Genomic DNA, 26,579 nt, shown 5'->3' with positions numbered 1-26,579 from the left:
CGTGATCTGATTGCCCGGCGACCCCGCTACCGTCGACGCTTCCGCGCCGCTTTCGATTTACCGAATTCCTTCTCGACTCATGATTTCTTTTGCCCCGGGCGCCAGCCGCGCCCGAGACACCCTCACCGTCCCAGCGTCCAGCGCCGCGTCCGCCCCCCATCAAGGCGTGCGTCACACACGCGTGAGCCACCCTTCGCATCGCATGCAGCGCCTCGTCGTCGCCGGTCTGAGCACACTGACGTTGCTGTTCGCGGCGTTTGCGCCCACTGCGGCATACGCCGACTGCGACCCGTCCGATCGCAACATCGCCAATCACCTGATGACGTACAGCGGTCAGCTCGGCGAGCGCAATCCGCTGCGACTCGTGCTGCGCCCTACCTCCGGCGGCAAGCTGGAGGGACGTTATGCCAATGCATCGTCGCAAAGCGATACGCAGCTCACCGGCAAGATCGATAGCAAGTCGCATGTGCACCTGACCGAATTCGACGCCGGCGGCATGCCGCGCGCGACCTTCGACGGCGAATTCGCCTCGGCGGACGACGTCAATCGCCAGCAAGGTGCATCGGTGGCATGCGAAGTCATTTCGGGCCAATGGAAGGACTTGCGCAGCGGCCGCACGGTGCCGTTCGAGCTGGCGCTGTCCAGCATTCAGACGGGCAAGATCGACCATCTGTACGGCGTTGCCGGGGTGAGCGACGACGAAACCGTCAATCGCGCCGCCACGCAATTCCGCAAAGGGGTGCTCGACGACCGGCGCGATGTCGTCGCACAATCGATCCGTTACCCGTTGCATGTCTCACTGCGGGGCAAGACACTGATCCTTCGGAACCCGAAGTCGTTGCTCGCACGCTATAACGAAATCTTTTCCGACGGATTCGTGCGTACCATCGGTGCCGCCGTGCCTCGTCTGATGTTCGCGCGCGATCAGGGCTTGATGCTTGGCGACGGCGCCGTCTGGTTCGACGCAGCGGGTCGCGTCATCGCCCTGAACCGCCCCTGATCCCTTCCCATGACGACAACGTCCATCCTGCGCTGCGACATCACCGGCCTGATCCTCGCGGGCGGGCGTGGGCAGCGTATGGGTGGACGCGACAAAGGCTTGCAACTGCTCGCCGACCGACCGCTCGCGGTCCATGCCATCGAGCGCCTGCGTCCGCAGGTCGGTGCGTTGCTCATCAGCGCGAATCGGAATCTCGATGCCTATGCGGCATTCGGCGCAGACGTCGTGAGCGACGAGACGCAGGACTTCGCAGGACCGCTCGCGGGCATGTTGGCCGGTTTGCGCGCGGCATGTACGGAATATGTCCTCACCGTGCCGTGCGACTCGCCCTATCTGCCGACCGATCTCGCCGCTAGGCTCAGCACCGCACTCGACGTACAGGACGGACGCGACGCCTCTCCCGGCATCACGACCGAGCGACCGCTGGCCGCTTATGCCGCGACGGCACAAGGCCCGCATCCGGTATTTGCTCTTTTGCACCGCTCGCTGGCCGACGATCTCGCGGCCACACTGAGCGCCGGGGAGCATCGCGTGCGAGCGTGGCTCGCGCGCCACAAGGCCGTACAAGTTAACTTCGGTGACGAGCGTCCGTTTTACAATGTCAACACGCTGGACGACCTCCATACCGATTCGCCGCGCGCCCGCTAAGCCATTCCGGGCACCGACGCGGCCCGATTCGTCGCCACCGCATTTTTGAGATCCATGCATGTGATGCATGCTGCACATGTGCCGGATGACGACGCCATACCGATGACAACACTAGACGACGCCTTGGCCGGCTTGCCGGACTACGACCCCAACCATATGACGGTCGAAGCGGCGCGCGCCGTCATTGCGCGCACCGCGAGCCCGGTGTCCGCCATCGAGCAGGTGGCGGTACGCAGTGCGCTGGGCCGTGTGCTCGGTCGCGATGTCGTTTCTCCGCTCGACGTCCCCGCTTTCGAAAACGCCGCCATGGATGGCTATGCCTTCGCCGGCAGCGCGCTGGCGGCCGGTGGCGAAGTGCGTCTGCGCGTGGCGGGGCGTTCTTTCGCGGGCCGTCCGTTCGACGGCGTCGCCGCTGCCGGTGAGTGCGTGCGCATCATGACCGGTGCGCTGCTGCCGGCCGGTTGCGACACGGTCATCCCGCAAGAACAGGTGCAACGCGAAGGCGACACCGAAATCATTCGCTTCGACGCCGGCGCCGTGACGCCCGGCCGTCATGTACGCCATATCGGGGAAGACCTGGCCGCCGGTCATCCGGCGCTGCACGCCGGCAAGCGCCTTCGCCCCGCCGCCCTCGGTCTGCTCGCGTCACTCGGCATCGCCGAAGTGCCAGTGCGCCGTCGCATACGCGTGGCCTTCTTCTCGACCGGCGACGAACTGCGCTCCGTGGGTGAGCCGCTCGTGCCCGGCAATCTGTACGACAGCAATCGCTACACGCTCTTCGGCATGTTGCAACGGCTGGGCGTGGAGGTGCTGGATCTGGGTGTCGTGCGCGACGACCCACAAGCCATCGAAGACACGCTGCGTACGGCATGTCGTGAAGCCGACGCCGTCATCACCTCCGGTGGCGTGTCGGTCGGCGAGGCCGATTTCACGCGCGAAATGATGACGCGTCTGGGCAACGTGGTGTTCTGGAAGATGGCGATGCGCCCGGGCCGGCCGTTCGCGTTTGGCGAACTGGAAAGCGAGGGCAAGCGCGCCTTGTTGTTTGGTCTGCCGGGGAATCCGGCCGCAGTGATGGCATCGTTCTACCATCTCGTGCGCGACGGACTATTCGTGCTCATGGGCGCCGAGCCGCAGATCACACCGAGCCTGCCGGTACCGACGGCGACCGCCATTGCCAAGCGCCCGGGCCGCACCGAATTCCTGCGCGGCATTCTGGCCGCCGATGCTCAGGGCCGATGGCAAGTCACCGTCGCCGACGCACAGAGTGCGGGCATTCTGCGCACGATGAGCGAAGCGAACTGCTTCGTGACGCTCGGCACCGAGCGCGGTGACGTGGCGGCTGGTGAACTGGTCGACGTCATTGCCTTCGACGGACTGGTCTGACGCTCGCCCTTATTCGAATCGACTGGATCCACCGAACGCGAGTCCACACACGAATTTCACCCTAAAAGCGAAGCAACGAATCAGCAAAACATTGCCCGCGTCGGCGCTTCGACGACACGGGCGCCACACAAGCCGAAAGCACACACGTCAATAACAACGAAAAAACAGATCACGTACATCAGTCCCGGCCAGACGGCCAAAGCACTGGTGCTGGTCTACCTCACATTCAGCATCCCGCTCGTTCTGCTGGCATTCCTCGCGGCGTTCATCCGCTACGGTGAGTTGCCGGGCCTGGCGATCATCTCCGCGCTGGTGCTTAACGCCATCGTGGGCTTCGTGCTGCTCTGGATCGCCTGCCACCTCTACAACTGGGTGGCGGTCAAATTCGGCGGCATCGAAATCGCACTGAGCGACGCTCCCGAAGAAGAGTACTGAGCGTCCTGACGTCGATCCACGTCGTTCCGGCGGCGACTGACGGCGGTTTTCTCCCCGCCGCAGCGCCGCTTTTCTCATTTTTCAGCCCCCTCTCAACGCTCCTGCACGCCGACTATGTCTCTGACCCTGCGTACTGCCACTGCCGACGACGTCGGCGCCATTCATGGCCTGATGCGAGAACTGGCCGTCTTCGAAAAGCTGCTGGATATCTTCGAAGCAACGCCTGAGAGCGTGCATGACGCGCTGTTTGGCAAAGCGCCGGCGGCGGAATGTCTGATGGCGGAATGGGATGGACAGCCGGTCGGCTACGCGCTGTTCTTCCACAATTTCTCGACCTTCCTCGGACGGCGAGGCCTGTATCTGGAAGACGTTTATGTGCAGCCGACGATGCGAGGTCGTGGTGTGGGACAAGCACTGCTGCGTCGGCTCGCCCGCATCGCCATCGAGCGCAACTGCGGACGCTTCGAGTGGACGGTGCTCGACTGGAATCAACCGGCGATCGATTTCTACACATCGCAAGGCGCGACGGTATTGCCCGACTGGCGCGTGGTGCGAATGACCGGCGATGCGCTGGCGCAATTCGCGAAGCAGGACGACGGCGCGCAGTAAGCGACGCAGCGAGCGCTTAGCGGCGTCGTGCGCATGTAGACGCCACCTGACTCAACCATCAACCGCCCCAAAGTCCGTGAGATCCCCGACTATCGGGGTTCCGGAGGCCGTCACGCCTCTCAGGCGTCCTCGTCCGGTTCCATCTCCACACCGAGCAATTCCACGGCCTGATCGCCGGGCAACGCCTCCACCGCCTTGAGTTGACGGGCCATGGCACGGGTACGAACTTCGGCTTTGTCGATGGAGCGCGTGACTGTCTCCAACTGCGATTTCGTCTTGGCGAGCACGTCGCCAAACTTCGTGAACTCCGTCTTCACCGCGCCAAGCACCTGCCAGACTTCGCTGGAGCGACGTTCGATCGCCAGCGTGCGGAATCCCATTTGAAGGCTGTTAAGCAAGGCCGTCAGCGTCGTCGGCCCGGCCACCGTCACGCGATATTCACGTTGCAGCAGATCGGAGAGGCCCGGACGCCGCAACACTTCCGCGTAAAGTCCTTCCGTCGGCAGGAACAGCAGCGCAAAGTCCGTGGTGTGCGGCGGTGCCAGATACTTGTCGGCAATCGTCTTCGCCTCCAGACGAATGCGGGTCTCCAGCGCCTTCGATGCCTCCTCGACTGCGACCGGATCGGCACGCTCCTGCGCGTCGAGCAGACGCTCATAGTCCTCGCGCGGGAATTTGGCGTCGATCGGCAGCCAGACCGGCTGATTGCTGTCACCGTTCTGCCCCGGCAGCGCAATGGCGAATTCCACACGCTCGGTGCTGCCCGGTCGGGTTGCCACGTTCTTCGCGAACTGCTCGGGTGTGAGCAATTGTTCGAGCAACGCCTGCAACTGCACTTCGCCCCAAGTCCCTCGCGTCTTCACGTTCGTCAGCACACGCTTGAGATCGCCCACCCCGGCGGCCAGCGTCTGCATCTCGCCCAGCCCGCGATGCACCTGTTCGAGACGATCCGAGACCAGCTTGAACGACTCGCCGAGACGCTGCTCCAGCGTTGCGTGCAGTTTCTCGTCGACCGTGCGGCGCATCTCTTCGAGCTTCGCCGCGTTGTTGACTTCGATGTCCTTGAGTTTTTGTTCGAGTGTCGCACGCACTTCGGCCAGACGACGTTCGTTGCCCTCGGCGAGTTGCGTGAGTTGCTGATGCTGCGCCTCACCGAAACGCCGGAGTGTCGACGCCTGTTCCTCGCGCATCTGCTGACCGTTGAGCACCAGACTCTGACGTACGGCCTCGATCTGCGTGGCGTTCGACTCGGTGAGCTTGGCGAGTTGCTGCGCGAAGCCGTCGATCTGATTGTTCTGGACGGTGGCCACGCTCGTCATCTGTGCAGCGAGTGTCTGCTGGAACCGCGCCATCTGAGCACTCTGCTCGCCACGTCCGGCGCGGGCCGTCTCAGCGAACTCCTGACGCAGCCCTCGCTCGCTGCGATCCGACGCGTGCAGCAGATCGTCGCGCACCTGAGCGAGCGAATCGACGAGCGTGTCGCGCAACGACGCGTCGCCGCCGCGTTGCCAGACCTTCACCGCAAGCGCGATCATCACCAACAAATTCAGCGCTGCCAGCGCCACCAACACCATCTCGACCATCGCGTTGCGACTCCCGTTGACTCTTGCCTTCCGACGCTTCCGAATCTACCGATCTACACCCGACGTGCAGCAGGGTTGAGCAGACACGGTGGCTTGCCGGCCGCCGCGCCGAAGCCCAGCGCCGCAATCAGATTGTCGGCCGCGAGACTCGCCATGCCACGACGCGTCGCCGCCGACGCACTGGCGATATGCGGCGTCAACACGACATTCGAAACCTTGAGCAAGTCGGGATGCACCTTCGGTTCGCCTTCGAACACGTCGAGCCCCGCAGCGGCAATCTGCTTTTTCGCCAGCGCTGCGGCCAGCGCCGCATCGTCGACGATGCCGCCGCGTGCCAGATTGACCAGCGTGGCCGTCGGCTTCATGAGCGCCAGTGCGTCGGCATCGATCGTGTGATGCGTCGCCGCCGAATACGGCAGCACGAGAATGACGTGATCGGCGGTGCGCAGCAGCACATCCTTATCGACATAGCTCGCCTTGCATGCGGCCTCCGTCTCGGCATCCAGACGCGAGCGGTTGTGATACACCACTCGCATGTTGAAGCCCATCGCGCGACGCGCAATCGCCTGCCCGATGCGTCCCATGCCGATGATGCCCAGCGTGCTGCCGTGCACATCGGCGCCGAGGAACATGTCGTATGCCCACTTATCCCAATGCCCTTCGCGCAGCCAACGCTCCGACTCGGTGACACGCCGCGCCGTCGCCATCAACAACGCCCAGCCGAAATCGGCGGTCGTCTCGTTGAGAACGTCGGGCGTATTCGTGGCCATCACACCGGCCGCCGTCATCGCGTCGATATCGAAGTTGTTGTAGCCCACGGCCATATTGGCCACCACACGCAGATTCGGCGCACCAGCGAGCACGGCGGCATCGATACGCTCGCTCGCCGTGGTGATCGCGCCCGCCTTGTCGGCCAGTCGTGCGCGCAGTTCGTCGCTCGAAAACACCGTGTCGGCATCGTTACGCTCGACATCGAAGTACTGCGCCAGACGCTCGATCACGTCCGGGAAAATGGCTCGGGCTACCAGGATCTTCGGTTTCACCAGTTGTCTCGCAGAGGTTGGCCGCGTGGCAATGTCGCGGCTCAGAAAAATATGAGGGTCATCAGGACGAACAGCGGCAGCAGAATCGCGCCCGACCACAGCATATAGCCAAAGAAGCTCGGCATGCGAATGCCGCGTTGCTCTGCAATGGCTTTCACCATGAAGTTCGGTGCATTGCCGATATACGTGTTGGCGCCCATGAACACCGCCCCCGCCGAAATCGCTGCAAGCGTTGCGGCGCCGGTCGTCATCAGCGTTGCGGCATCGCCACCCGCCGTATTGAAGAACACCAGATAGGTCGGCGCGTTATCAAGGAACGATGACAGCAGCCCGGTCGCCCAGAAATACATGACGTTGTCAGGCGCACCGCCCGGCCCCGTCACCAGACGGATCACCCAGCCGAGTGCCCCCGCCTCGCCCGCCCGCAGGATCGCGACCACCGGAATGATCGTAAGGAAGATGCCGGCGAACAGCTTCGCCACTTCCTTCATCGGCTCCCAGTTAAACCCGTTGCCTTCGCGCGCGGTGCGCGGCGTGATGGCCAGCGACATCAGCGTCACGACGATCAGACCGGCATCACGCGCGAGGTTTTGCAGCGCCACCGGCGTGCCGAACACGTCGAATTCGATGCCCGGTTTCCAGATGCCGCTCATCAGCACCAGCCCCACGGCCGCCGCCAACAGAATGAAGTTGCGCTTGCCTTCGAGTCGCACGGGCGCGGCATGCGGCGTCGGATCCAATTCGTCGATCTGACGCTCGGTCTTCTGACGGAAGTAATACGCGTCGATCACGAAGAACAGCACCAGCAATACCGTGCAGATGAACAGCGTCTCAGGCCAGATATGCGCCGTCGTCCAGAAGAAATCGACGCCTTGCAGAAAGCCGAGGAATAGCGGCGGATCGCCCAGCGGCGTGAGCGAGCCACCCGCATTTGCCACCAGGAAGATGAAGAACACCACGACGTGTACGTTGTGCTTGCGGTTGTCGTTCGCACGAATGAGCGGACGAATCAGCAGCATGGCGGCCCCGGTCGTTCCCATGATGCTAGCGAGCACGGTGCCCAGCGCCAGCAATCCGGTATTGAGCCACGGGCCGCCTCGCAGGTTACCGTGCACGCAAATACCGCCCGCAGTGGTGAACAGCGCCGTGAGCAGCACGACGAACGGAATGTACTCGGCGACAACGGCGTGAACGGCGCCATACCAGGCAGCGCCCGCGCCGAAGACGAGCGCGAACGGCAGCAGAAATGCCGCGCCCCAGAACGCGGCGATCTTGCCGAAGTGGTGATGCCAGAACGCCGGCGCGAGCAACGGCCCGAGCGCAATCGAGAGCAGCAGCCCCGCGAACGGCACGCCCCACCAGGCGACGAGTTGTGCGCCGTCCGGTCCCGCAGCGAACGCCGCAGGGCTCGCCAATGCCAGCCCGGCCACAGCCAATGCCCCCCAAATCCCCTTATGCATTGTTTCTGGTTCCTAGTGATTGATGGTCGACTGCGTACGAGTCGTCATCCGCGCAAGAGTGCCCATCGCCGCGTCAGCTTGGGATATATCCCAAAGCAAAGAAAGGAATCCCCCGAAAACGCCGAGCCCATCGACCTTCGGGCGTTTTCCGAAAGTCTTGCATCCCGCGATCGTGTAAGCCACGCGAGTGGAAAAGCTTCGTGGCCGATCAGCGCCGCCGCGACGGCGCAGCGTCAATCAGGCGCCGTCGACGATGATGAGGTGAACGCGGTACGGGCCATGCGCCCCGAGCACCAGCGTTTGTTCGATGTCTGCGGTACGCGACGGTCCCGCAATGAAATTGGTGGCGCGCGAGAGCTGACCGCGCTCGCTGCGCATGAGTGCGAATCCGTCTTCGTGCCCGGCGACGACGCGCGAGGCAGGCACGACGGCAATGTGCGTCTCGGGCAACAGCGTGGCCGACGCAAACGTCTCGGGGCCCGACATCATCATGAGTGCGCCGGTCTCTGCAATGGCGCAGAAGCAGCCGGTAATGCCGACGAGATCGTCTCCGTGCGGCTTGCGAAATTCGACGTGACATCCGGCGCCGGTCCAGTCCAGTTCGCGCAGCGTCGGCCAGCCGACGGCCTGCGTCGTGAGACCGTTCGCCTGCAAATACGTGGCGGCTGCCGCCGGTACGTCCTGCATGGCGGGCACGCGGGAAATCGTCGTCGAAAGGGCTTCGGCCTTGGCAATGAAGGTCGCGATGAGATCGGTGGACATCGCCGGACGCGGCCCTTGCGGGTGTCGCGCCAGATAATCCTCAGCCGCCGCCTGCTCGTTCGCACGTGCGACATCGGGGCGATGTTGTGCGTTGCGAATGCGGGCAAAGATGCGATTGCGGGCGTCGGAGGTATCCATGAACTGTCCTGTGAAGCCAACGCGCCGGTCTGCGGCCGACGTCGTCACGTGTCGTCTCTCGAGGCCGCCGGCACTCGGTCCGGCGGGCGATGGGCAATTATAGCGGCTGGGCAACGCCGCGCGACCGGCGTTCGCGCACTATCGGAATCGTCTGCCCGTGCGCTCGGATCACACCTCAGGCGTCGACGCCGTCAGTTTCCCTTGGACGAGATCGGCGCGGGTTCCGGCGCAATGTCGAAGACCTGCCGCAGGTAGGCCAGATAGGCGTCGTCGTCGCACATGTTCTTGCCCGGCGAATCGGAGAGCTTTGCCACCGGCTGACCGTTGCAACGCACCATCTTGATGACGATTTGCAGCGGTCGATAGCCCAGATCGTTGGTGAGGTTGGTGCCGACACCGAACGCCAGCCGGCATCGATCGCGAAAGCGCTCGAACAGTTGCAACACCTTGGGAATGTCGAGGCCGTCCGAGAAGATCATGGTCTTGGTGCGGGCGTCGACGCGATTTTGCGCGTAGTGCTCCAGCAGGCGCTCGCCCCAGACGAACGGGTCGCCGGAGTCGTGACGCGCACCGTCGAACAGCTTGCAGAAGTACATGTCGAAGTCGCGCAGGAAGGCGGACATACCGTAGACGTCCGAGAGCGCAATGCCAAGGTCGCCGCGATATTCCTTCGCCCATGTCTCGAAGCCGAAGATCTGCGAATCACGCAGACGAGGGCCCAGCGCCTGACACGCCTGAAGATACTCATGCGCCATCGTGCCAAGCGGTGTGAGGCCGAGCTTCGATGCGTAGTACACATTGCTCGTGCCCGCGAACTGCTCACCGAGTTCATCGCACAATGTCTGAATGACTTCCTGGTGCCACTCTTTGGAGAAGCGTCGACGCGTTCCGTAATCGGCGATCTTGCAGTCGCGGAAGTCCGGCCGCTCGGCCAGCATGCAGATCTTGTCCCTGAGTCGCTGACGGCCTTCCTCATACGCCGGCGTACGCTGGGTATTGCGGAAATACACCTCGTTGACGATGGCAAGCACCGGAATCTCGAACAGAATCGTGTGGAGCCACGGCCCGCGAATCGTGATGTCGATCTCACCATTGCCTTTGGGCGACGGCTGCACGGTGATGTACTTCTCGTTCAGGTGGAACAGATCGAGGAAGTCGATGAAATCGCTCTTGATGAAGCGCATGGCGCCGAGATAGCGCAATTCCGACTCGGTGAACCGCAGCCCGCACAGCAGGCGGATTTCGTCGCGAATCTCGTCGACGTAAGGCGTGAGATCGACGCCCTCGGTGCGGCACTTGAAGCGATATTCGACCTGTGCGGCGGGGAAATGGTGCAGGACGACCTGCATCATCGTGAACTTGTAGAGATCGGTATCGAGCAGCGACGTGATGATCATGACGACAGGCTCCGCGAGGAGCGCTCACGAGAAAGCATCGGACGCTGCCGAGTGCGCACATGCGGATGCGGGATTCGCACGTTCACACGGCGCGAGGCAGCGCACAGGAACATCGAACATCGTACCGCAAAGCGGTGTCACGCATGACGTCATGGCCCATTTCGTACAATCCGGCGTGGTGCCGGCACCGTTTGTGCCGGAATGAAACGCAATGCCGGCTTCATCGTCCCGCTCTCGCACCTGTGAACGCGGGCTGCGCTACAATACCCGTTTTAACGGCCGATCGAAGCCGTTTCGCGCCCTACTCCGGAGTTGTTGGCATGACGCACGTTGTCACCGAAAGCTGCATCAAATGTAAATACACCGACTGTGTGGACGTTTGCCCCGTGGATTGCTTCCGCGAAGGCCCGAACTTCCTCGTCATCGATCCGGACGAGTGCATCGATTGCGCAGTCTGTGTGGCCGAGTGTCCGGCGAATGCCATTTATGCCGAAGAAGACGTGCCGGGCGACCAACAGCACTTCACCGCGCTGAACGCCGAACTGACGCCGAACTGGCCGAGCATCACCAAGACGAAACCGTCGCTGGCCGATGCCGACGACTGGAAGGACGTCAAGGAAAAGCTCCATCTGCTCGAGCGCTGATCCGCGAGCGTGACTCTGGCGGCTTTCTCGCTGTGAACGCAGAAAAAATGCGTTCCCGGTGTTGACAGTGTGTAAAAACCGCCACTATAATCGCTTTCTCTTTTGATCCCCGATAGCTCAGTTGGTAGAGCGCCGGACTGTTAATCCGTAGGTCCCTGGTTCGAGCCCAGGTCGGGGAGCCAAGAATACCGAAGCGATGGCCTCGCTACAGCGAGGCCTTTGTTTTAGTCGACATACCGCGATGGCGATGTGCGACTGCCAAGTTTGATCCTCGATAGCTCAGTCGGTAGAGCGCCGGACTGTTAATCCGTAGGTCCCTGGTTCGAGCCCAGGTCGAGGAGCCAAAACACGAAAAAGCCCGTCTTTGACGGGCTTTTTTGTTTTCTGCGTCCACGCAGCGAGCGAGATGGGTTTCCTGCCCCCCGTCGTCTATTTTGACGTCCATCTGACGTCTATCCGATCGATGAGACGGCCACACAACGGCGCGTCGTCGCCCCAACGAAAACGGGGCGCCATCGCTGGCGCCCCGCTTCTGTCCTTCCGACGAACTCACGTCTTACCTCATCTCAATCACCGGCCAGACACCTCACGGCAATCTGTCCGATGTCGAGCGTGGCACTCACTCGCTGGCCGGTGCGCCGATGGCAACCGACGGGCTTGCGGACGCTTGTGCAGCGCTATTGCTGTTCTCCGACTCGATCCAGCGACGGCGCATCGGTGCGAGCAGGAACTTCGCCGCCACCGCCGCCGTGATGCTGATCACCGCAGCCGCAATGAACACGCGATCCCAGTGACCGCCCACGGCGAGCACCGAAGCCAGCGGCACCAGCAAGGCTGCCGTGCCCTTCGCGGTGTACAACGTGCCCGCGTTCGACGCCGCATTCTTGCTACCGAACGTATCGGCACACAGCGCCGGGAAGATCGAGAAGATTTCGCCCCAGCACAGGAACGTCATCGCAGCGAAGAACACGAACATGTACGGGTTCTGACCGAAGTGCATCAGGCCCAGCATCGCCACCCCTTCCCCAAGGAAGATGATGAACATCGCGTTCTCACGACCGATCTTGTCCGAGACGAAACCACACAGCGGACGCGTGAAGCCGTTGCACAGGTTGTCGATCGACAGGGTCATCGTCAGCAGCGGCAGCGTGGCGCCGAACAGCGTCATCGGCATCGATGCAATGCCATAGTCCTTCGCGATCGGCCCGATCTGCGCCGTCGCCATCAGACCGCCAGCGGCCACGGCAACGAAGCAGACGTAGATCACCCAGAACACCGGCGTGCGAATCATCTGGCCCGACGTGTAGTCCTGCTTCGTCGCCAGGTTGCGGCGCGACACGCTGACACCCTTCGGTGCACGCGGCTTGACCAGCAACAATGCGAGGATGAAGATCGCCACGCCCTGCACGATACCGAAGTTGAAGAAGGCCGCTTCGTAACCCGATTCGCGAATCATGTTCGCAATCGGAATCACCGTGATGGCCGCACCGGCACCGAAGCCTGCCGCCGTCAGACCGGCAGCCAGACCGCGCTTGTCCGGGAACCACTTCAGCGCGTTACCCACGCAGGTGCCGTACACGCAACCCGCACCGATACCGGCGATAACAGCGGCCGTGTACAGCACGGTCAACGTCTCGGCGTACGAGTACATGATCCACGACAACGCCACGCAAATCGCGCCGCCCGCCACCACCGGGCGCGGCCCGAAGCGATCGACCAGCCAGCCCTCGATCGGGACCAGCCACGTTTCCACCACGATGAAAATCGAGAATGCCACCTGAATGGCCGCCACACCCCAATGGTGTTTGGCTTCCATCGGCTCGACGAACAACGTCCACGAATACTGCAAATTGGCCACCAGGCCCATACAGATGATGCCGATCACCAGTTGTGACCAGCGCCCTCCCAGAAAAGAGGTCTTCTCCTCCGGTTGCGCAGCTGCTTGCATGACTTGCCTCCTGTTCCTGTCAGACGATTGACGCCGACCCGCGATTCGTTGTGCGGTGCCCGACGTCATCGCGTGCTGCCGCGCGTCCCCGACGGGGATATGCGCAGACGGCACGCCTCCTGGCGTTGCGTGCGGCTCATGCTTGGCCGCTTGATCGCGGAGCACTGCCTGGCGGCAGGCTCGCAGGGCTTAAGCCCCGGCTGACTGACTCTCGGAAGTGCCAAAGGACACTTCCGGCCCCCACCTCGGCGCGGCGACGCAGACTTTTCAGGGTCCGCGCCGGCAAGTTGCCGGCTGCCAAGGGGTGACTGGTTAATAAATTCGAGTGCGGACCGGCTTGCGCTGTCGGCGTATCACGATGGATCGCATAGATCGCATCGCAAGCCAGATCCCATCACTCAGGCGGGCGCGCCTCGCGGACGCGTAATCGCCAGATCGCCTGCCCGGGACATGCAGCAGGCCGGTGAGGAACACCCCAGCGCACGAACGACTTCCGTGAACACTGAAGGCGGATACGACAGGGCAGCCGGTGCGTCACAACCGTCGCACGAGGACTGCCCGAAAGAAAATGCGTGCTTACCCAACTGATGTCTCCGATGAATGCCGTGCCGACTCGACCACCACCCGGCAATTTCACGGGCACTTCCGGGGGCCGATTCGTCACTTTGAATCTGATATACAAGATTCAATATATCGAATTAAGTATTTTTTATGGTTCCAAAATTAGTCCATGGCCGAACCACTGTCAACCCGAGAGCGCCCGCATACGGGAGACAAGCGCCGGGCACGCAAGGGCGACTGCGCGCTGGCTGGTAAGCGCTCGATAACTTGAAAACCGAGGTAAACCGTGCCATTGCGGGGTGTGACACCCCTGGGCGACGAGGAGACGGCATTCAGGCGACGAGCGTCGCCGGATGCGCGAGTCAGGGAAAACGATGAGGGTTTGGCGGGATTCTTTTGCCCTCGGGCGAGGGCTCCGCCAGCAAGAAAAATCGGGGTCAGACGAGATCAGACGGGATCGACGTCGCCCGAATTGTTGCGGATGAAGGTCAGATGCTCATGCAGCGATCGCTGCGCGCTGGCCGCGTCGTGAGATGCCACCGCGTTGAAGATGCGCCGATGCTGATCGATCAGTTCGGCCAGATCGGCGCCATGCCCGACGATCGCGCGGTAGTTATCAACCACGGAGCCACGCAGCAGCTCGAAGATCGCATGCATCAGATGCACCAGCACGAGGTTATGCGTCGCCTCGGCCAGCGCTAGGTGGAAGTGGGCGTCGAGTTCAGGCACCCGGGTCAACAACGACTGCCCGCGGGCGTCGCCCTCGCCGTCGCGTCCGTCACGCCCCGCCGCAAAGGCGGCTTCCAGCGCTTCGAGCGCCTGTGCGAGACGGGCGATGTCCTCGGGCGTGGCGCGCTCGGCGGCCAGTTCCACGGCCTTCGCTTCAAGCACTTCGCGCATTTCCAGCACGTCGTCGACGGTCTTGCTGTGACGCGACATCAGTTGCGACAACGGCTCCGCCAGCAGCGGCTGGCTGGCGTTGGCGACCAGATAGCCGCCCCCGGCACGGCCGACGATCAGCCCGCGCGACTCCAGCCGCAGCAGCGCTTCACGCAGCGACGGACGCGAGACGCCCATCTGCTGCGCCAGATCGCGCTCCGACGGCAGCGCCGAGCCCGGCGCGAGCCGACCTTCGACGACCATCGTCTCCAGTTGCTCGTACACCATGTCGGACAGACGCAGACGCGGCGGTGGCGTGACCGGTGCGAAGCTTGCGACGGCGCCCGGCAAGTCGCCGGCAGACGGCGCAGCCGGGGAAGACGCTGGGGAAGAAGACGAGAGAGAGGACATAGGCAGGGACGACTCGTTGGACGGCATAGTCGGCTTCGGTTCTCGACGGAAAAATCACAGACGCCACGATACAGGATGCGGCTTCGCTCAGGGCAGGCACACGGCCTCGCCTCCGGCACCTCTAGAGGATCTCCCTCAAATTACGGGTTAACCCTGTAGTTGAAATCGGATCATTCCCTTTACGATGACGTCATCCGACAACTGGTCGACCAGTCTACCAGTAGACCAAGAACGGTCAAATGTCACAACACGTCAACGATCGTCCGAGAGCAAGCCCGATGACATCGAATGCGTCGCCCCTGACTTCCGCGCCCGCCGCACCGCCCAATAGCGCGATGCCGCCCGTTCCGTTATCACCTCCACCGTCACCACCACCGTCGTCGCCTCCAGCGACTGCGGTGCGTACCGACGAGCCGGTTTTCGACGCGCTGAGCGCCGCCACACGCGACGCCCGACTCGCCGCCTTGCGCGCTGCGGTGCCGGACGCTCACTGGCTCACCGACCGCGAGCAGATCACGCCGTACGAATGCGACGGCCTCGCTGCGTACCGCAAGTTGCCGTTGGCCGTCGTGCTGCCCGCCGACGAGGATCAGGTCTGCCGCATCTTGCGCGCCTGCCACGCGAACAACGTGCCGGTCGTGCCGCGCGGCGCCGGCACGGGGCTCTCCGGCGGCGCCATGCCGATCACCGACGGCATCGTGCTCTCGCTGGCCAAGTTCAAACGTATTCTCGATGTCGACGCCTACGCCCGTACCGCCACCGTGCAGCCGGGCGTGCGCAACCTCGCCGTCTCGGAAGCCGCCGCGCCTTACGGTCTTTATTACGCGCCGGACCCGTCATCGCAGATCGCCTGCACCATCGGCGGCAACGTCTCGGAGAACTCCGGCGGCGTGCACTGCCTGAAGTACGGCCTGACGGTGCACAACGTCCTTCGCGTACGCGCCGTGACGATGGACGGCGAGATCGTCGAGTTCGGCTCCCATGCGCTGGACACCCCGGGTCTCGACCTGCTGTCCGTCTTCATCGGCAGCGAAGGCATGTTCTGCGTGGTGACGGAAGTGACCGTGAAGCTGGTACCGAAGCCGCAGGTCCAGCAGGTCATCATGGCGAGCTTCGACGACGTGGAAGCCGGCGGCAACGCCGTCGCGGCGATCATCGCGGCGGGCATCATTCCGGCAGGTCTGGAGATGATGGACAAGCCGGCCACACAAGCCGTCGAAGAGTTCGTGCACGCCGGTTACGACCTCGACGCCGCGGCCATCCTGCTCTGCGAATCGGACGGCACACCAGAGGAAGTCGCCGAAGAAATCGCACGCGTCTCCGCAGTGCTGCGAGCCTCGGGCGCGACGCGCATTCAGGTCTCCGCCTCCGAAGCCGAACGCCTGCGCTTCTGGTCGGGACGCAAGAACGCCTTCCCGGCCGCCGGGCGCATCTCCCCCGATTACTACTGCATGGACGGCACGATCCCGCGCCGGACCATCGGCACCCTGCTCAAACGCATCGAGGCGATGGAAGTGCAATACGGCCTGCGTTGCATCAACGTCTTCCATGCCGGCGACGGCAACATGCACCCTCTGATCCTGTTCAACGGCAACGATCTGGACGAATGGCATCGCGCCGAGGCCTTCGGCAGCGACATTCTCGAGGCCTGCGTGGAACTCGGCGGGACGGTCACCGGCGAGCATGGCGTGGGCATCGAAAAGATCAACTCGATGTGCGTGCAGTTCTCGCCGGAGGAGCGCGACGCATTCTTCGCCGTCAAGCGTGCTTTCGATCCGGCCGGTCTGCTCAACGCCGACAAGGCCATCCCTACACGGGCGCGCTGCGCCGAGTACGGCAAGATGCACGTACGCGGCGGGCTGCTGCCCCATCCCGATCTGCCGAGGTTCTGATGTCGCAAGCCTTCCAAGCCACGACACCGGCATCGTCCGTGTCCACGTGCGCCGACAGCGAAGCGAGCGCCGCCGCACAGGCGCTCGCCGGGATTCGCGAACGCGTACTGGCCGCCACCGCCAGCGGTGTACCGCTCGACATTCAGGGCGGCAATACGAAGCGCTGGTACGGTGAGACGCCGATGGGCGAACCGCTCGACATGCGGGCGTATCGCGGCATCGTCTCGTACGACCCCGCAGAACTCGTGATCACGGCACGCGCGGGCACACCGCTCGCCGAAATCGAAGCCGCACTGGCCGAACGCGGCCAGATCCTGCCGTTCGAGCCGCCGCACTTCGGCCCCGGCGCCACGCTCGGCGGCTGCATCGCCGCGGGACTCGCCGGCCCGCGTCGTCCCCATGTGGGCGCACCGCGCGACTTCGTGCTCGGCGCGGTCGTGATGAATGGTCAGGGACAGGTCCTCCATTTCGGCGGGCAAGTGATGAAGAACGTCGCAGGTTACGACGTCTCGCGCGTGCTCGCGGGCGCGCTCGGCACACTCGGCGTGCTGCTCAAACTCTCGATCAAGGTGCTGCCGTGCCCGGTGGCCGAAGCCACGCTGCGTTTCGAACTGCCGCAGGCGCAGGCCATCGACCAGCTCAATCGGTGGGGCGGCCAGCCGCTGCCGCTGATGGGCTCGGCGTGGCACGACGGCGTGCTGAGTGTGCGTCTGGGCGGCGCCGCAGCCGCCATCGACGCCGCACGTGCCGCGATGGGCGGTCGTCACGTCGACGCCATCGAAGCGCATGACTTCTGGGTGTCGCTGCGCGAACAGACGCACGCGTTCTTTGCCGCAGCGCCGGTGCCAGTGGCGCCTGCCGATGTGGCGGGTGACGCGCAGCCGCTGTGGCGCCTGTCGGTTCCGCCGACGACACCGCCGCTCGCGCACGGCGACGAGCATCTCATCGAATGGGGCGGTGCGCAGCGATGGTGGATCACGCGGCGTTCGGCGTCCGAAATTCGCGCAATCGCCGCAGCGGTCGGCGGGCATGCTACGCTGTTCCGCCATGGCCGTCGCGCAACCGGCATGTCGACCGACGCGGAACGTGTGTTCACACCGCAACCGGCAGCACTGCGCGCCATCGGCGAGCGTCTGCAACAAGCCTTCGATCCGAGCCGCATCTTCAACCGTCATCGGTTGTACCGGTAAATCGCCAGATATAAAACGATGCAAACGAACCTCGCAGAATTCCTCCGTCAGACACCGGACGGCGACGAAGCCGAAGCCATTCTCCGCAAATGCGTGCATTGCGGATTCTGTACCGCGACCTGCCCCACGTATCAGTTGCTCGGCGACGAGCTCGACGGCCCGCGCGGACGCATCTATCTCATCAAGCAGATGGTCGAAGGCCAGAGCGTGACGCGCGAGACGCAGCGTCACCTGGACCGCTGCCTGACCTGCCGCAGTTGCGAATCGACCTGCCCGTCGGGCGTGCAATACGGCCGTCTGGCTGACATTGGCCGCCGTCACATCGACGCCAAGGTCGGCCGCCCCGCCCGCGAACGCGCCGTGCGCTGGACACTCGCCCACGTGCTGCCTAACCGCACACTGTTCTCGCCCGCGCTGCGCCTCGGTCAGCAGTTCCGTGGACTGCTGCCGCGCGCCTTGCGCGAGAAAGTGCCGCATCGCCAACGTTCGGGGAGCTGGCCGCAGACGAAACACACGCGCCGCATGCTGATGCTCGAAGGCTGCGTGCAGCCGTCCATGCTGCCCAACGTCAACAAGGCGACCGCGCGCGTGCTCGACGCCCTCGGTATCGAGATGCTGCGCCCTTCGTCGGCCGGATGCTGCGGCGCCATTCGTCTGCATCTGAACTATCACGACGACGGGCTCGACGACATTCGCCGCAACATCGACGCCTGGTGGCCCGAGATCGAAGCGGGTGCCGAAGCAATCGTGATCAATGCCTCCGGTTGCGGAGCGACGGTCAAGGAGTACGGCCATCTGCTGCGTCACGACTCCCAGTACGCAGGCAAGGCGCAGCGTGTCTCTGAACTTGCGAAAGACCTGTCGGAAGTCCTGCTCGACAATCTCGAAGCGCTGCAAAAGCGTGTGCCCAACCGCAAGAATGGCAAGACCGGCAAGATCGCCTATCACCCGCCCTGCACGTTGCAACACGGCCAGCAGTTGAAGGGCGTGGTCGAGAAGGTGCTCGCCGGTGTGGGGGTGAGCGTCATGCTGCCGCAGGACAGTCACATCTGCTGCGGCTCGGCGGGCACCTATTCCGTCACCCAGCCGGAACTGTCGCATCAACTGCGCGATGCCAAGTGGAAGTCGCTCGACGCGCTCGATCCCGAACTCGTCGTGTCGGCCAACGTGGGCTGCATCTGCCATTTGCAGGCGACGGCCAAGGGCGAACACGCCCGCGACCACGCGCCGGTGCAGCACTGGGTCGAACTGCTCGACCGGATGATCGCGTCGGCCTGAGCGACCGGGCGGGCGACACCGCCCCTTCCTCGCTCGGTATACGTCGTCCCTGATTGATTGTCCCGATGACCGGGACAATCAATCCCTCCCCCGCCCGTTTATCTGTACGATCCCGCTCCCTAGAATCGGGGCTAAGTCAGTCGTCGGCGTCGTTGAAGACGTCGCACGGCTGAGCCGACCCTTAGCCTGTATTACCGATTCCCTCACCGGAGCCCGTCATGATCGATACCAAAACCGCCCCGTACGCTGCCCTATTGCTGCGCGTCTCGCTGGGTATCCTGTTCCTCGCCCACCTGTCGCTCAAGGTGTTCGTCTTCACCATTCCCGGCTTCGTCGGCTTCATGGGCTCGCTAGGTCTGCCGCCGGTGCTCGCCTATGTCACGATGGCGCTTGAGCTGATCGGTGGGCTGATGCTGATCACCGGGTTCTATGCACGCTGGGCCGCCCTGCCGCTCGCCGCGCTGATGCTCGGTACCATCGTCTCGGTGCATGGCCACAACGGCTGGTTGTTCACCAACAAGGGCGGCGGCTGGGAATTCCCGGCGTTCTGGCTCGTAGGCCTGCTGTCGGTCGCCTTGCTGGGCGATGGCGCCTTCGCCATTCGCCGCGCTCGCGCCGAGTGATTCAGGCCGATGCCATCGCCCCTTCATTGCCCCGTCAGGGGATGACGGGGTGATGGCGATGCCAGTCCGTCGTTACCGCTGATTCGCGACGTCATGTCGCAACGTCGATTCGCTGTTTTGCAGGAGTGATTGCCATGTCTGCCCTTCCGACCCTCTTCGTCTCCCACGGCTCGCCGCTGCTCGCGGTCGATCCGGGCCGCACCGGCCCGTTGCTGACGGCGCTGGGGCGTGCGGTGCCGCGTCCCAAGGAAATTCTCGTGATTTCTCCGCATTGGTCGACGCCCGCACCGCGCGTGGGTAGCCTCGCGCAGCAACGCACGATCCACGATTTCGGCGGTTTCCCGCGCGAACTCTACGAACTGGAATACCCGGCACCGGGCGCCCCGGCACTGGCCGAGCGGACGGTGCAGCGCCTGCGCGACGCCGGGCTGCCGGCGGTGACCGATGATCAATGGGGGCTCGATCACGGCGCATGGGTGCCGCTGAGCTATCTGTTCCCGGAAGCCGATATCCCGGTCACGCAGTTGTCGCTCCAGCGGCACATGGGCCCGGAATACCAGTATCGGCTCGGGCAAACGCTCGCCCCGCTCGCCGACGACGGCGTGCTGATCGTGGCGTCCGGCAGCTTCACGCACAATCTGCATGAGGTGTTCCGCGCGCCGTCGGAGGACCGTGCCGAAGCGCCGTATCTGGCCGAATTCGTCGCGTGGTTCACCGAGCATCTGGCGAAGATGGATCTCGACGCGCTGTTCGACTACCGGGCACGCGCGCCGCACGCCGAGCGTGCCCATCCGACCGACGAGCACCTGCTGCCGATCTACATCGCGATGGGTGCGGCCGACAATGCGCTCAGCCAGACGCACTTCGACACCGGCTCGACCTACGGCGCACTGCGCATGGACGCCTTTGCCTTCGGCAACGCGGCACCGTCGCTCGCGCGCGCAAACGCGCTGGCACAATAGCAACAATGACAGCGACGACGGACAAGGGTTGTCCGCCCTCGCTGTCGCGCCATCTCATCGCACGACTCTGAGGAGCATCGCCCCGGCATGAACAAACTTCGCGAGATCGAGTGCTTCATCGCCGTGGTCGAATCGGGCAGCTTCGTGAAGGCGGCCGATTCGCTGGGCATCTCGAAGACGGCCGTCTCGCGCTACGTTGCCGACCTCGAAGCGCGTCTGGGCACGCGCCTGCTTCAGCGCACCACGCGACGCCTGTCACTGACCGAGCCCGGCCAACGTTATGTCGAGCGCTGCCGCCAGATCCTCGCGGAGCTGGACGAAGCCGACGCCATGGCCGGCGAGCAGGACGGCCAACCCGCTGGCGCGCTGCGCATCAACGCACCTCACACCTTCGGCGTGCTGCATCTCGCGCCGCTTTGGCCCACGTTTCTCGCGCAGTTCCCGCAGGTCTCCCTGGACATCACGCTGAGCGACCGGCTCGTCGATATCGTCGACGAAGGTTACGACCTCGCCATCCGCATCTCGCGCCTGCCGGATTCGTCGCTCGTGCATCGGCGGCTGGCCGGCACCCGCTTGCTGCTGTGCGCATCGCCGGGCTATCTCGCGCAGCACGGCACACCGGCGCACCCCAGCGAACTCACACGCCACGAGACCGTCGGGTACAGCAATTTCCTGCACCGGAAGGAATGGCATTTCGACGGACCGGACGGCCCCGTCTCCGTGCAGACGCATGCCCGGCTGATTGCCGACAATGGCGACACCTGCGTCGCGGCCGCCATTGCGGGCAGCGGCATCATCCTGCAACCGGCGTTTCTCGTGCAGGACGCCGTTCGCGACGGCCGTCTCGTCGAATTCCTGCCGGAGTACACGCAGGGTGAGCGCGGCATCTATGTGGTCTACCCGTCGCGCAAGTACCTGAGCGCGAAGGTCCGCGCGATGATCGACTTCCTCGTCGAGGCGTTCGCCATGCCCGGCTGGCTGGCACTTGACCGGCCTGTCGCAAACCTGCCTGCATCCACCACGAAAGCCCCCTGAATCGCCTGCGAACGGTTGGCAAAACACCGGAACCCCACGGATATTTATTGGCGACGGCGTTTGTCACTTATACTGGTGGGCCTGTCGTCCCATTACTGATATTTTGGAAAACTTCTTACTGATCGTCGCTGCGATCCTGCTGGTGTTGCTCAACGGCTTCTTCGTGGCGGCGGAATTCGGCCTCGTCAAACTGCGCCAGACGCGCGTTCATGTCATTGCCCGCCAACGGGGTTGGCGCGGTCGTATCCTGGCCAAGGTCCACGGCCAACTCGATACTTACCTCTCTGCGTGCCAGCTCGGCATCACCCTCGCCTCGCTCGGTCTTGGCTGGATCGGTGAACCCGCCTTCGCACGCATTCTCACGCCGCTGTTCGAACTCGTGGGCGTGAGCTCCCCGGAGCTGATTCACGCGCTGGCGTTCTTCATCGCGTTCTTCACGATTTCGTACCTGCACATCGTCGTGGGCGAACTCGCGCCGAAATCGATGGCGTTGCGCATGCCGGAAGCCGTCTCCGTATGGACAGCCGCACCGCTGTACGGCTTTTACTGGCTGATGTATCCGGCCATCTGGGTGCTCAACCACAGTGCCAACCGTCTGCTGCGCTGGACAGGGCTTGACCCGTCGCACGGCACCGACGCGCACTACTCGGCCGACGAAATCAAGCTGATCGTGCGCCGGGGCGCCTCCAGCGAAAAGCTCTCGCGCGACGACTGGAACGTGGTGGCCTACGCCATCGATTTCAGCGATCTGACGGTCTCCGACCTGATGCGTCCGATGAGCGAAGTGGCGGCCTTCCGTCGCAACGCCACGTTCCGGGAGAACATGGACACGGCCTATCGCCATCGCTACAGCCGCTACCCGTTCTTCGACAACGACGGCGAAACCGTGCTCGGCGTGGTCCACCTGAAGGATCTGTTCCTTGCCGAACACCACGGTCAGTCCATCGAGGATCTGGGCAGCATGGCGCGTCCGGTCGAGCGAGTGAAGCCCGACATGCCGGCGCGCGAGCTCTTCAGCCGCTTCCGCCGGGGCGCACCGCACTTTGCCATCGTAGGATGGCCGGACCAGAAACCCATCGGCTTCCTCACGCTCGATAACCTGCTCTCCGCGCTGGTCGGCAAGATCCGCGACGAATTCCGTCAGACGGAAGACGACTGGACCCGCATGGAAGACGGCACGCTCATCGGGCGCGGCAGCCTGCCGATCCTGACGCTGGAACGCGCGCTCGGCCTCGACATTCCGAGCGAGCACGCCGAATCCGTGGGCGGCCTCATCATGAACGCGCTGGGCTATCTGCCGCGCGAGGGGCAGAAGGTCGATTTCGACGGCTTCTCGGTGGTCGTCAAGAAGATGCAAGGCCCGCGCATCGTGCTCGTTCGCATTTACCCCGACGGCGTACGTGAAGCGCGCGGCGAGCCCCCCGTTGCGCGCGATGTGGCGATGCAACAACGCGAGGATTGATCCCCGATTGATGCCCGTCATGTCGCTTGCCAGAATACCTACTAAGCGTGACATCGCCCGTCAGAGGCCAAGCTAAGGGTCACGCAAGGCATGACTGGGCACGGCAACGGTAGTTCGTCGAAACAGAGCCAGGGGAGGCGATGGTGGACGGCACGGGGAAGTTGTCACTCGATGCGCTGATCGGCACTTGCTATGACGGAGTGCTCGACGACGCGCGCTGGGATCAGGCGTTGCGCGATTTCAATCAGTGGGCCGGCGGCATGGGGTTCCACTCGGTGACCTGGGATCGCGCGCGTCACTGCGCCACGCGCGACTCCAATTCGCTCGACGCCTCGCCCGATCTCATCCGCGAGTTCGTCGAGAAGCTCGCCCCCACCGACCCGCGCGTCGCCCTCATGCTGCGTCAGCCCGTCGGGCACGCCATGCGGTGCCATCATCACCTGAGCGATCGCTACGTCGCGCGCAGCGAGCTGTTCAACGACTTCCTCATTCCGAACGGCGTGCGCTATACCTACGGCCTGCATCTCGATGGCGCGGACGGTACCAGCGAGTTGCTCGCCATTCTGCGCAGCCCGGATCACGTGCCGTTCGAAGAGGCGGACAACGCGCCTGAACTGGAAATCCTGACGAAGCACATCGCGCGCGCTGCGCGCTTGCGGGCCGGCACACGGCATCTGCAAGCCCAGGCGGCGATCGGCATGGCCGTGCTCGATCATCTCGAGATGGCCATCGTCATCACCGACGACACCAGTCACGCGCACTACCTGAACGTCGCGGCACACCAGATCCTCGGGGCGACGCGCAACGTCGGCATTCGTGGCGGGAAGTTCTCGGCGCTACTGCCGAGCGACGAGCAGGCGGTGCGACGCCTGATCACCAATGCAACGGCGGCGATGCCGGTGGCAGGGAGTCATCGATTGCATGGGGACAACCAGCACCACTGGGTGGTCACGGTGCTGCCGCTGCGCGAGTCGCACGCCTGCTCGGCGCCGTGGCAACGTCCGATGGCGATGCTGACGATCGGTGAACTGGACCGTCGCATGACGCTCGGCCCGTACACGCTCAAGGTGCTGTTTGGCCTGTCGCCGGCGGAGGCGCGGCTGGCGCAGGCACTGGCGGAAGGCCGCGAACTGGCCCAGTACGCGCAGGACGCCAATGTCGCCATCAACACCGCACGCACGCAACTGCGTCACATCTTCGACAAGACGGGCTGCCGCCGGCAAGCGGACCTGCTGCGGCTGCTTCACGCGATTCCGGCGTTGAGAATACAGGCGCCGGGTTGACGGCCGGCGGCCTACGAAGCGCCGAGGCAAACAAAAAGGGCGACCGATGGCCGCCCTTTTTATTTCTGTCGATCGCGGGGATCCGCGACGTGGCTTCGCTCAACCGCGCGCGAACGCCTTGCGATTGAGTTCAAGCTGCGTGATGAGCTTTTGCAGGCGCGACTCGGCCGTGCGCGAGAGCGCAATGAAGCGGCAACCGATGTGGTACTCGATATCCTTCGCGAGCGGCACGGCACGCACCGCGCAGACTTCCAGATCGACCTGCACCGTCCCGTAGTCGCGCAGCTCGATCTCCACGTGCATGAGCATCGAGCCCTTCGGAATCTCGGCAGCCCCTTCGGCCTTCGTACGCAGACCGACACCGCCCAGCGAAAGATCGAACACCGCCAGACGCATCGGCGTGTCGTCCGGGAATTTGACCGTGCACTGATACGGATCCAGGATCGGCGTCTTCACACGGAAATAGTCGCGGCGCTGCAAGCGCACGAGCGTTTCCGGATACGACGAATAGAACGCCGGATAGCCTTCGTATTCACGTTCCTCGACATCGCCGATGGGGAAATGCACCTGAATGCCTTCGGGCACACCGACAAACAGCGCGCGCTTGTTTGCGAGCAATGCGCGGTTCTCCGTCTCGATGCCGCCCCAGTCGAAGTAGAAACCGCGGGCTTGCGGCTCGACCTTGAGCAGACGCGTGACGAGCTGACGCTGGCCGTTCGCGAAGTACACCGTCATGAAGTCGCCGCGGGTCGCCAGATGACGCAGCACGCCGCCAATCTCCAGCGGGTTGCTGATGCGATACGAATCATGCAGTTGAGACTCTTCGTCCGTGGGCGCCGGTGTCACCTGCGGTTCTGTCGTTTCCATACCTGATCTTCTATTTGTCCCCGTGACGGCCGCGCGCAACCACGCGATCCGTACGTAATAAAGCCGCTGCGATGCGCAACGCCAGGGCAACTCCCCGCCCATTGGCGCCGGCACCGCGTATCGGGTCATGAACGTTAACGGTCACCGACCGGAAATATTGAGTGCTCCGGCGCGTCAGCATACTGCTCCCCGTGCCACGCGCCACACCCGGGCCTTTCCAGAGCCCTGCCATCGCTTTCACATCCTTATTGCCCGGCGCCGTGACCCACGCCGCCGTCACATCCACATCACCCGCGCACTTCCCGAGCCCGATCAGCGATGCACCGCTGCCATCAACGCGCCGAAGCCCATGAACACGCCGCCGCTGATGCGGTTGAACGCCTTGAGCACGCGCGCTTCGCGCAGATACGGCGCGATGCGCAAACCGCCGGTCGCGTAGACCATGTACCAGCTCACCTCGATGACGGCGAAGGTGCTGAGCAGAATCGCGAACTGCGGCAGCTTGGCAGCCGTCGGATCGATGAACTGCGGCAGGAAAGCCGCTGCGAAGAGGATTGCCTTCGGATTGCTGGCCGCGACCAGGAAACCGGACTTGTACAGCTTGCCGAAGCTCGAATCGGCGGCCAGCGCCGGCGTAGCGAGCTTCGCCGCCTCATCCTGCGTGTTCACCGGCGAGCGCCAGCTCTTGTAACCGAGATAGACGAGATAGGCCGCGCCGATATAGCGCAGCGTGTCGAACAGCATCGGCCAGGCCTTGAGCAGTGCGCCCAGACCGGCTGCCGAGATCGACATCATGGCGATGAGCGCCGTCATGCAGCCGGCCATCGTCCCCAGCGACGCGCGCAACCCGTGGCGTGCGCCGTGCGTCATGACGAGCAGCATGTTCGGTCCCGGCGTTGCCGAGACGAAAAAAGTGGTGACTATGAACAGCCACCAGGTTTGCAGGCTCATGATTGCCCCGGAAAAATGCGTATGCGTGCGCGAATGGAAATGCGATCAGGCATTGTAGCGTCGAACCGTGACGGTGGCATCGTCCGCGTGCACGTCCGATACGATTCTGCACGTTCTGAGAACGCGTGCGTC

Annotated in this window: 23 protein-coding genes and 2 tRNA genes; 16 read left to right on the top strand and 9 right to left on the bottom strand. The window is 63.8% G+C overall.

The window, feature by feature from the left end; genetic code table 11:
• The first annotated feature begins 181 nt into the window (after positions 1–181).
• From A9762_RS11955 to A9762_RS11935, 5 genes are all read left to right on the top strand, one after another.
• The gene (locus tag A9762_RS11955; protein WP_139133186.1) at positions 182–1,000 is read left to right on the top strand and encodes a hypothetical protein; all 819 of its coding nucleotides are present in this window, start codon (positions 182–184) and stop codon (positions 998–1,000) included.
• Between the two features lie 9 nt (positions 1,001–1,009).
• On the top strand, positions 1,010–1,648 hold the full coding sequence (mobA, locus tag A9762_RS11950; RefSeq protein ID WP_069342252.1) for a molybdenum cofactor guanylyltransferase MobA: 639 nt from the start codon (positions 1,010–1,012) through the stop codon (positions 1,646–1,648).
• A gap of 102 nt (positions 1,649–1,750) precedes the next feature.
• Entirely contained in the window at positions 1,751–3,034 is a 1,284-nt protein-coding gene (glp, locus tag A9762_RS11945) for a gephyrin-like molybdotransferase Glp (protein ID WP_069342290.1), read from the top strand.
• Between the two features lie 150 nt (positions 3,035–3,184).
• The gene (locus A9762_RS11940; protein WP_039401268.1) at positions 3,185–3,469 is read left to right on the top strand and encodes a hypothetical protein; all 285 of its coding nucleotides are present in this window, start codon (positions 3,185–3,187) and stop codon (positions 3,467–3,469) included.
• Between the two features lie 114 nt (positions 3,470–3,583).
• Complete coding sequence (locus A9762_RS11935) at positions 3,584–4,078, top strand: GNAT family N-acetyltransferase (RefSeq protein WP_069342251.1); 495 nt, start codon at positions 3,584–3,586, stop codon at positions 4,076–4,078.
• A gap of 119 nt (positions 4,079–4,197) precedes the next feature.
• Here A9762_RS11935 and rmuC read toward each other — a convergent pair whose 3' ends face one another.
• The 5 genes from rmuC to pncB all read right to left on the bottom strand — a co-directional run bounded on the left by rmuC (position 4,198) and on the right by pncB (position 10,461).
• Positions 4,198–5,661, bottom strand: coding sequence for a DNA recombination protein RmuC (gene rmuC, locus A9762_RS11930; RefSeq protein ID WP_069342250.1), 1,464 nt, complete (start codon positions 5,659–5,661; stop codon positions 4,198–4,200).
• 53 nt (positions 5,662–5,714) lie between these two features.
• Entirely contained in the window at positions 5,715–6,707 is a 993-nt protein-coding gene (locus tag A9762_RS11925) for a D-glycerate dehydrogenase (protein WP_069342289.1), read from the bottom strand.
• 38 nt (positions 6,708–6,745) lie between these two features.
• Positions 6,746–8,164, bottom strand: coding sequence for a sodium:proton antiporter (locus A9762_RS11920; RefSeq protein ID WP_069342249.1), 1,419 nt, complete (start codon positions 8,162–8,164; stop codon positions 6,746–6,748).
• A gap of 237 nt (positions 8,165–8,401) precedes the next feature.
• Positions 8,402–9,064: a lactate utilization protein C gene (locus A9762_RS11915; protein ID WP_069342248.1), complete on the bottom strand. Its 663-nt coding sequence runs from the start codon at positions 9,062–9,064 to the stop codon at positions 8,402–8,404.
• A gap of 191 nt (positions 9,065–9,255) precedes the next feature.
• The gene (gene pncB, locus A9762_RS11910; protein WP_069342247.1) at positions 9,256–10,461 is read right to left on the bottom strand and encodes a nicotinate phosphoribosyltransferase; all 1,206 of its coding nucleotides are present in this window, start codon (positions 10,459–10,461) and stop codon (positions 9,256–9,258) included.
• A gap of 320 nt (positions 10,462–10,781) precedes the next feature.
• On the opposite strand from pncB, the gene fdxA reads away from it, so the two are divergent.
• The 3 genes from fdxA (at position 10,782) to A9762_RS11895 (ending at position 11,449) form a co-directional block, all read left to right on the top strand.
• A complete protein-coding gene (gene fdxA / locus A9762_RS11905) occupies positions 10,782–11,105 on the top strand; it encodes a ferredoxin FdxA (protein ID WP_069342246.1) in 324 nt (107 codons plus the stop codon).
• Positions 11,106–11,211: 106 nt separating this feature from the next.
• Positions 11,212–11,287 (top strand) — tRNA-Asn (locus A9762_RS11900).
• A gap of 86 nt (positions 11,288–11,373) precedes the next feature.
• Positions 11,374–11,449: transfer RNA gene (locus A9762_RS11895), tRNA-Asn, on the top strand.
• A gap of 275 nt (positions 11,450–11,724) precedes the next feature.
• Here the strand turns inward: A9762_RS11895 and oxlT are convergent.
• Together oxlT and A9762_RS11885 are read right to left on the bottom strand one after the other, a co-directional pair.
• Positions 11,725–13,053: an oxalate/formate MFS antiporter gene (gene oxlT / locus A9762_RS11890; protein ID WP_069342245.1), complete on the bottom strand. Its 1,329-nt coding sequence runs from the start codon at positions 13,051–13,053 to the stop codon at positions 11,725–11,727.
• Between the two features lie 1,008 nt (positions 13,054–14,061).
• The gene (locus A9762_RS11885; RefSeq protein WP_170836230.1) at positions 14,062–14,904 is read right to left on the bottom strand and encodes a FadR/GntR family transcriptional regulator; all 843 of its coding nucleotides are present in this window, start codon (positions 14,902–14,904) and stop codon (positions 14,062–14,064) included.
• A 278-nt stretch (positions 14,905–15,182) separates the two neighbouring features.
• Here A9762_RS11885 and A9762_RS11880 point away from each other — a divergent pair, with 278 nt between their 5' ends.
• The 8 genes from A9762_RS11880 to A9762_RS11845 all read left to right on the top strand — a co-directional run bounded on the left by A9762_RS11880 (position 15,183) and on the right by A9762_RS11845 (position 24,629).
• Complete coding sequence (locus tag A9762_RS11880) at positions 15,183–16,796, top strand: FAD-linked oxidase C-terminal domain-containing protein (protein WP_240493526.1); 1,614 nt, start codon at positions 15,183–15,185, stop codon at positions 16,794–16,796.
• Positions 16,796–17,986, top strand: a complete 1,191-nt coding sequence (gene glcE / locus A9762_RS11875; protein ID WP_083253855.1) for a glycolate oxidase subunit GlcE — start codon at positions 16,796–16,798, stop codon at positions 17,984–17,986. Before A9762_RS11880 ends, glcE begins: the two co-directional genes overlap by 1 nt.
• 18 nt (positions 17,987–18,004) lie before the next feature.
• Positions 18,005–19,264 (top strand): glycolate oxidase subunit GlcF, encoded by a 1,260-nt coding sequence (glcF, locus tag A9762_RS11870; RefSeq protein ID WP_069342243.1) that lies wholly within the window; start codon positions 18,005–18,007, stop codon positions 19,262–19,264.
• Positions 19,265–19,482: 218 nt separating this feature from the next.
• Positions 19,483–19,887 carry a DoxX family protein gene (locus A9762_RS11865; protein WP_069342242.1) on the top strand — a complete coding sequence of 135 codons (405 nt, stop codon included), beginning with the start codon at positions 19,483–19,485 and terminating at the stop codon, positions 19,885–19,887.
• A 134-nt stretch (positions 19,888–20,021) separates the two neighbouring features.
• Positions 20,022–20,849, top strand: coding sequence for a dioxygenase (locus A9762_RS11860; protein ID WP_069342241.1), 828 nt, complete (start codon positions 20,022–20,024; stop codon positions 20,847–20,849).
• A gap of 87 nt (positions 20,850–20,936) precedes the next feature.
• Complete coding sequence (locus A9762_RS11855; RefSeq protein ID WP_069342240.1) at positions 20,937–21,884, top strand: LysR family transcriptional regulator; 948 nt, start codon at positions 20,937–20,939, stop codon at positions 21,882–21,884.
• Between the two features lie 103 nt (positions 21,885–21,987).
• Entirely contained in the window at positions 21,988–23,346 is a 1,359-nt protein-coding gene (locus A9762_RS11850) for a hemolysin family protein (protein ID WP_069342239.1), read from the top strand.
• Between the two features lie 140 nt (positions 23,347–23,486).
• Positions 23,487–24,629, top strand: a complete 1,143-nt coding sequence (locus tag A9762_RS11845; RefSeq protein ID WP_069342238.1) for a PAS domain-containing protein — start codon at positions 23,487–23,489, stop codon at positions 24,627–24,629.
• 99 nt (positions 24,630–24,728) lie between these two features.
• Here A9762_RS11845 and A9762_RS11840 read toward each other — a convergent pair whose 3' ends face one another.
• A complete protein-coding gene (locus A9762_RS11840; protein WP_069342237.1) occupies positions 24,729–25,496 on the bottom strand; it encodes a flagellar brake protein in 768 nt (255 codons plus the stop codon).
• A 312-nt stretch (positions 25,497–25,808) separates the two neighbouring features.
• Positions 25,809–26,447: a LysE family translocator gene (locus A9762_RS11835; protein ID WP_069342236.1), complete on the bottom strand. Its 639-nt coding sequence runs from the start codon at positions 26,445–26,447 to the stop codon at positions 25,809–25,811.
• Positions 26,448–26,579: the final 132 nt, after the last annotated feature.

Origin of the sequence: Pandoraea sp. ISTKB (assembly GCF_001721285.1) — a bacterium.
Taxonomy (GTDB): domain Bacteria; phylum Pseudomonadota; class Gammaproteobacteria; order Burkholderiales; family Burkholderiaceae; genus Pandoraea; species Pandoraea capi.
Note: the sequence above shows the minus strand (reverse complement) of the source record. Positions and strands in the feature narration are given on the sequence as shown.

Bases quoted from the DNA above. Each gene is read 5' to 3' on its own strand.
- pncB (WP_069342247.1), bottom strand. From the start codon at position 10,461: ATGATCATCACGTCGCTGCTCGATACCGATCTCTACAAGTTCACGATG.
- rmuC (WP_069342250.1), bottom strand. From the start codon at position 5,661: ATGGTCGAGATGGTGTTGGTGGCGCTGGCAGCGCTGAATTTGTTGGTG.
- A9762_RS11880 (WP_240493526.1), top strand. From the start codon at position 15,183: ATGACATCGAATGCGTCGCCCCTGACTTCCGCGCCCGCCGCACCGCCC.
- A9762_RS11840 (WP_069342237.1), bottom strand. From the start codon at position 25,496: ATGGAAACGACAGAACCGCAGGTGACACCGGCGCCCACGGACGAAGAG.
- oxlT (WP_069342245.1), bottom strand. From the start codon at position 13,053: ATGCAAGCAGCTGCGCAACCGGAGGAGAAGACCTCTTTTCTGGGAGGG.
- A9762_RS11920 (WP_069342249.1), bottom strand. From the start codon at position 8,164: ATGCATAAGGGGATTTGGGGGGCATTGGCTGTGGCCGGGCTGGCATTG.
- glcE (WP_083253855.1), top strand. From the start codon at position 16,796: ATGTCGCAAGCCTTCCAAGCCACGACACCGGCATCGTCCGTGTCCACG.
- A9762_RS11855 (WP_069342240.1), top strand. From the start codon at position 20,937: ATGAACAAACTTCGCGAGATCGAGTGCTTCATCGCCGTGGTCGAATCG.
- A9762_RS11885 (WP_170836230.1), bottom strand. From the start codon at position 14,904: ATGTCCTCTCTCTCGTCTTCTTCCCCAGCGTCTTCCCCGGCTGCGCCG.
- A9762_RS11865 (WP_069342242.1), top strand. From the start codon at position 19,483: ATGATCGATACCAAAACCGCCCCGTACGCTGCCCTATTGCTGCGCGTC.
- A9762_RS11835 (WP_069342236.1), bottom strand. From the start codon at position 26,447: ATGAGCCTGCAAACCTGGTGGCTGTTCATAGTCACCACTTTTTTCGTC.
- A9762_RS11935 (WP_069342251.1), top strand. From the start codon at position 3,584: ATGTCTCTGACCCTGCGTACTGCCACTGCCGACGACGTCGGCGCCATT.
- A9762_RS11915 (WP_069342248.1), bottom strand. From the start codon at position 9,064: ATGGATACCTCCGACGCCCGCAATCGCATCTTTGCCCGCATTCGCAAC.
- glp (WP_069342290.1), top strand. From the start codon at position 1,751: ATGACAACACTAGACGACGCCTTGGCCGGCTTGCCGGACTACGACCCC.
- fdxA (WP_069342246.1), top strand. From the start codon at position 10,782: ATGACGCACGTTGTCACCGAAAGCTGCATCAAATGTAAATACACCGAC.
- A9762_RS11845 (WP_069342238.1), top strand. From the start codon at position 23,487: ATGGTGGACGGCACGGGGAAGTTGTCACTCGATGCGCTGATCGGCACT.
- glcF (WP_069342243.1), top strand. From the start codon at position 18,005: ATGCAAACGAACCTCGCAGAATTCCTCCGTCAGACACCGGACGGCGAC.
- A9762_RS11860 (WP_069342241.1), top strand. From the start codon at position 20,022: ATGTCTGCCCTTCCGACCCTCTTCGTCTCCCACGGCTCGCCGCTGCTC.
- mobA (WP_069342252.1), top strand. From the start codon at position 1,010: ATGACGACAACGTCCATCCTGCGCTGCGACATCACCGGCCTGATCCTC.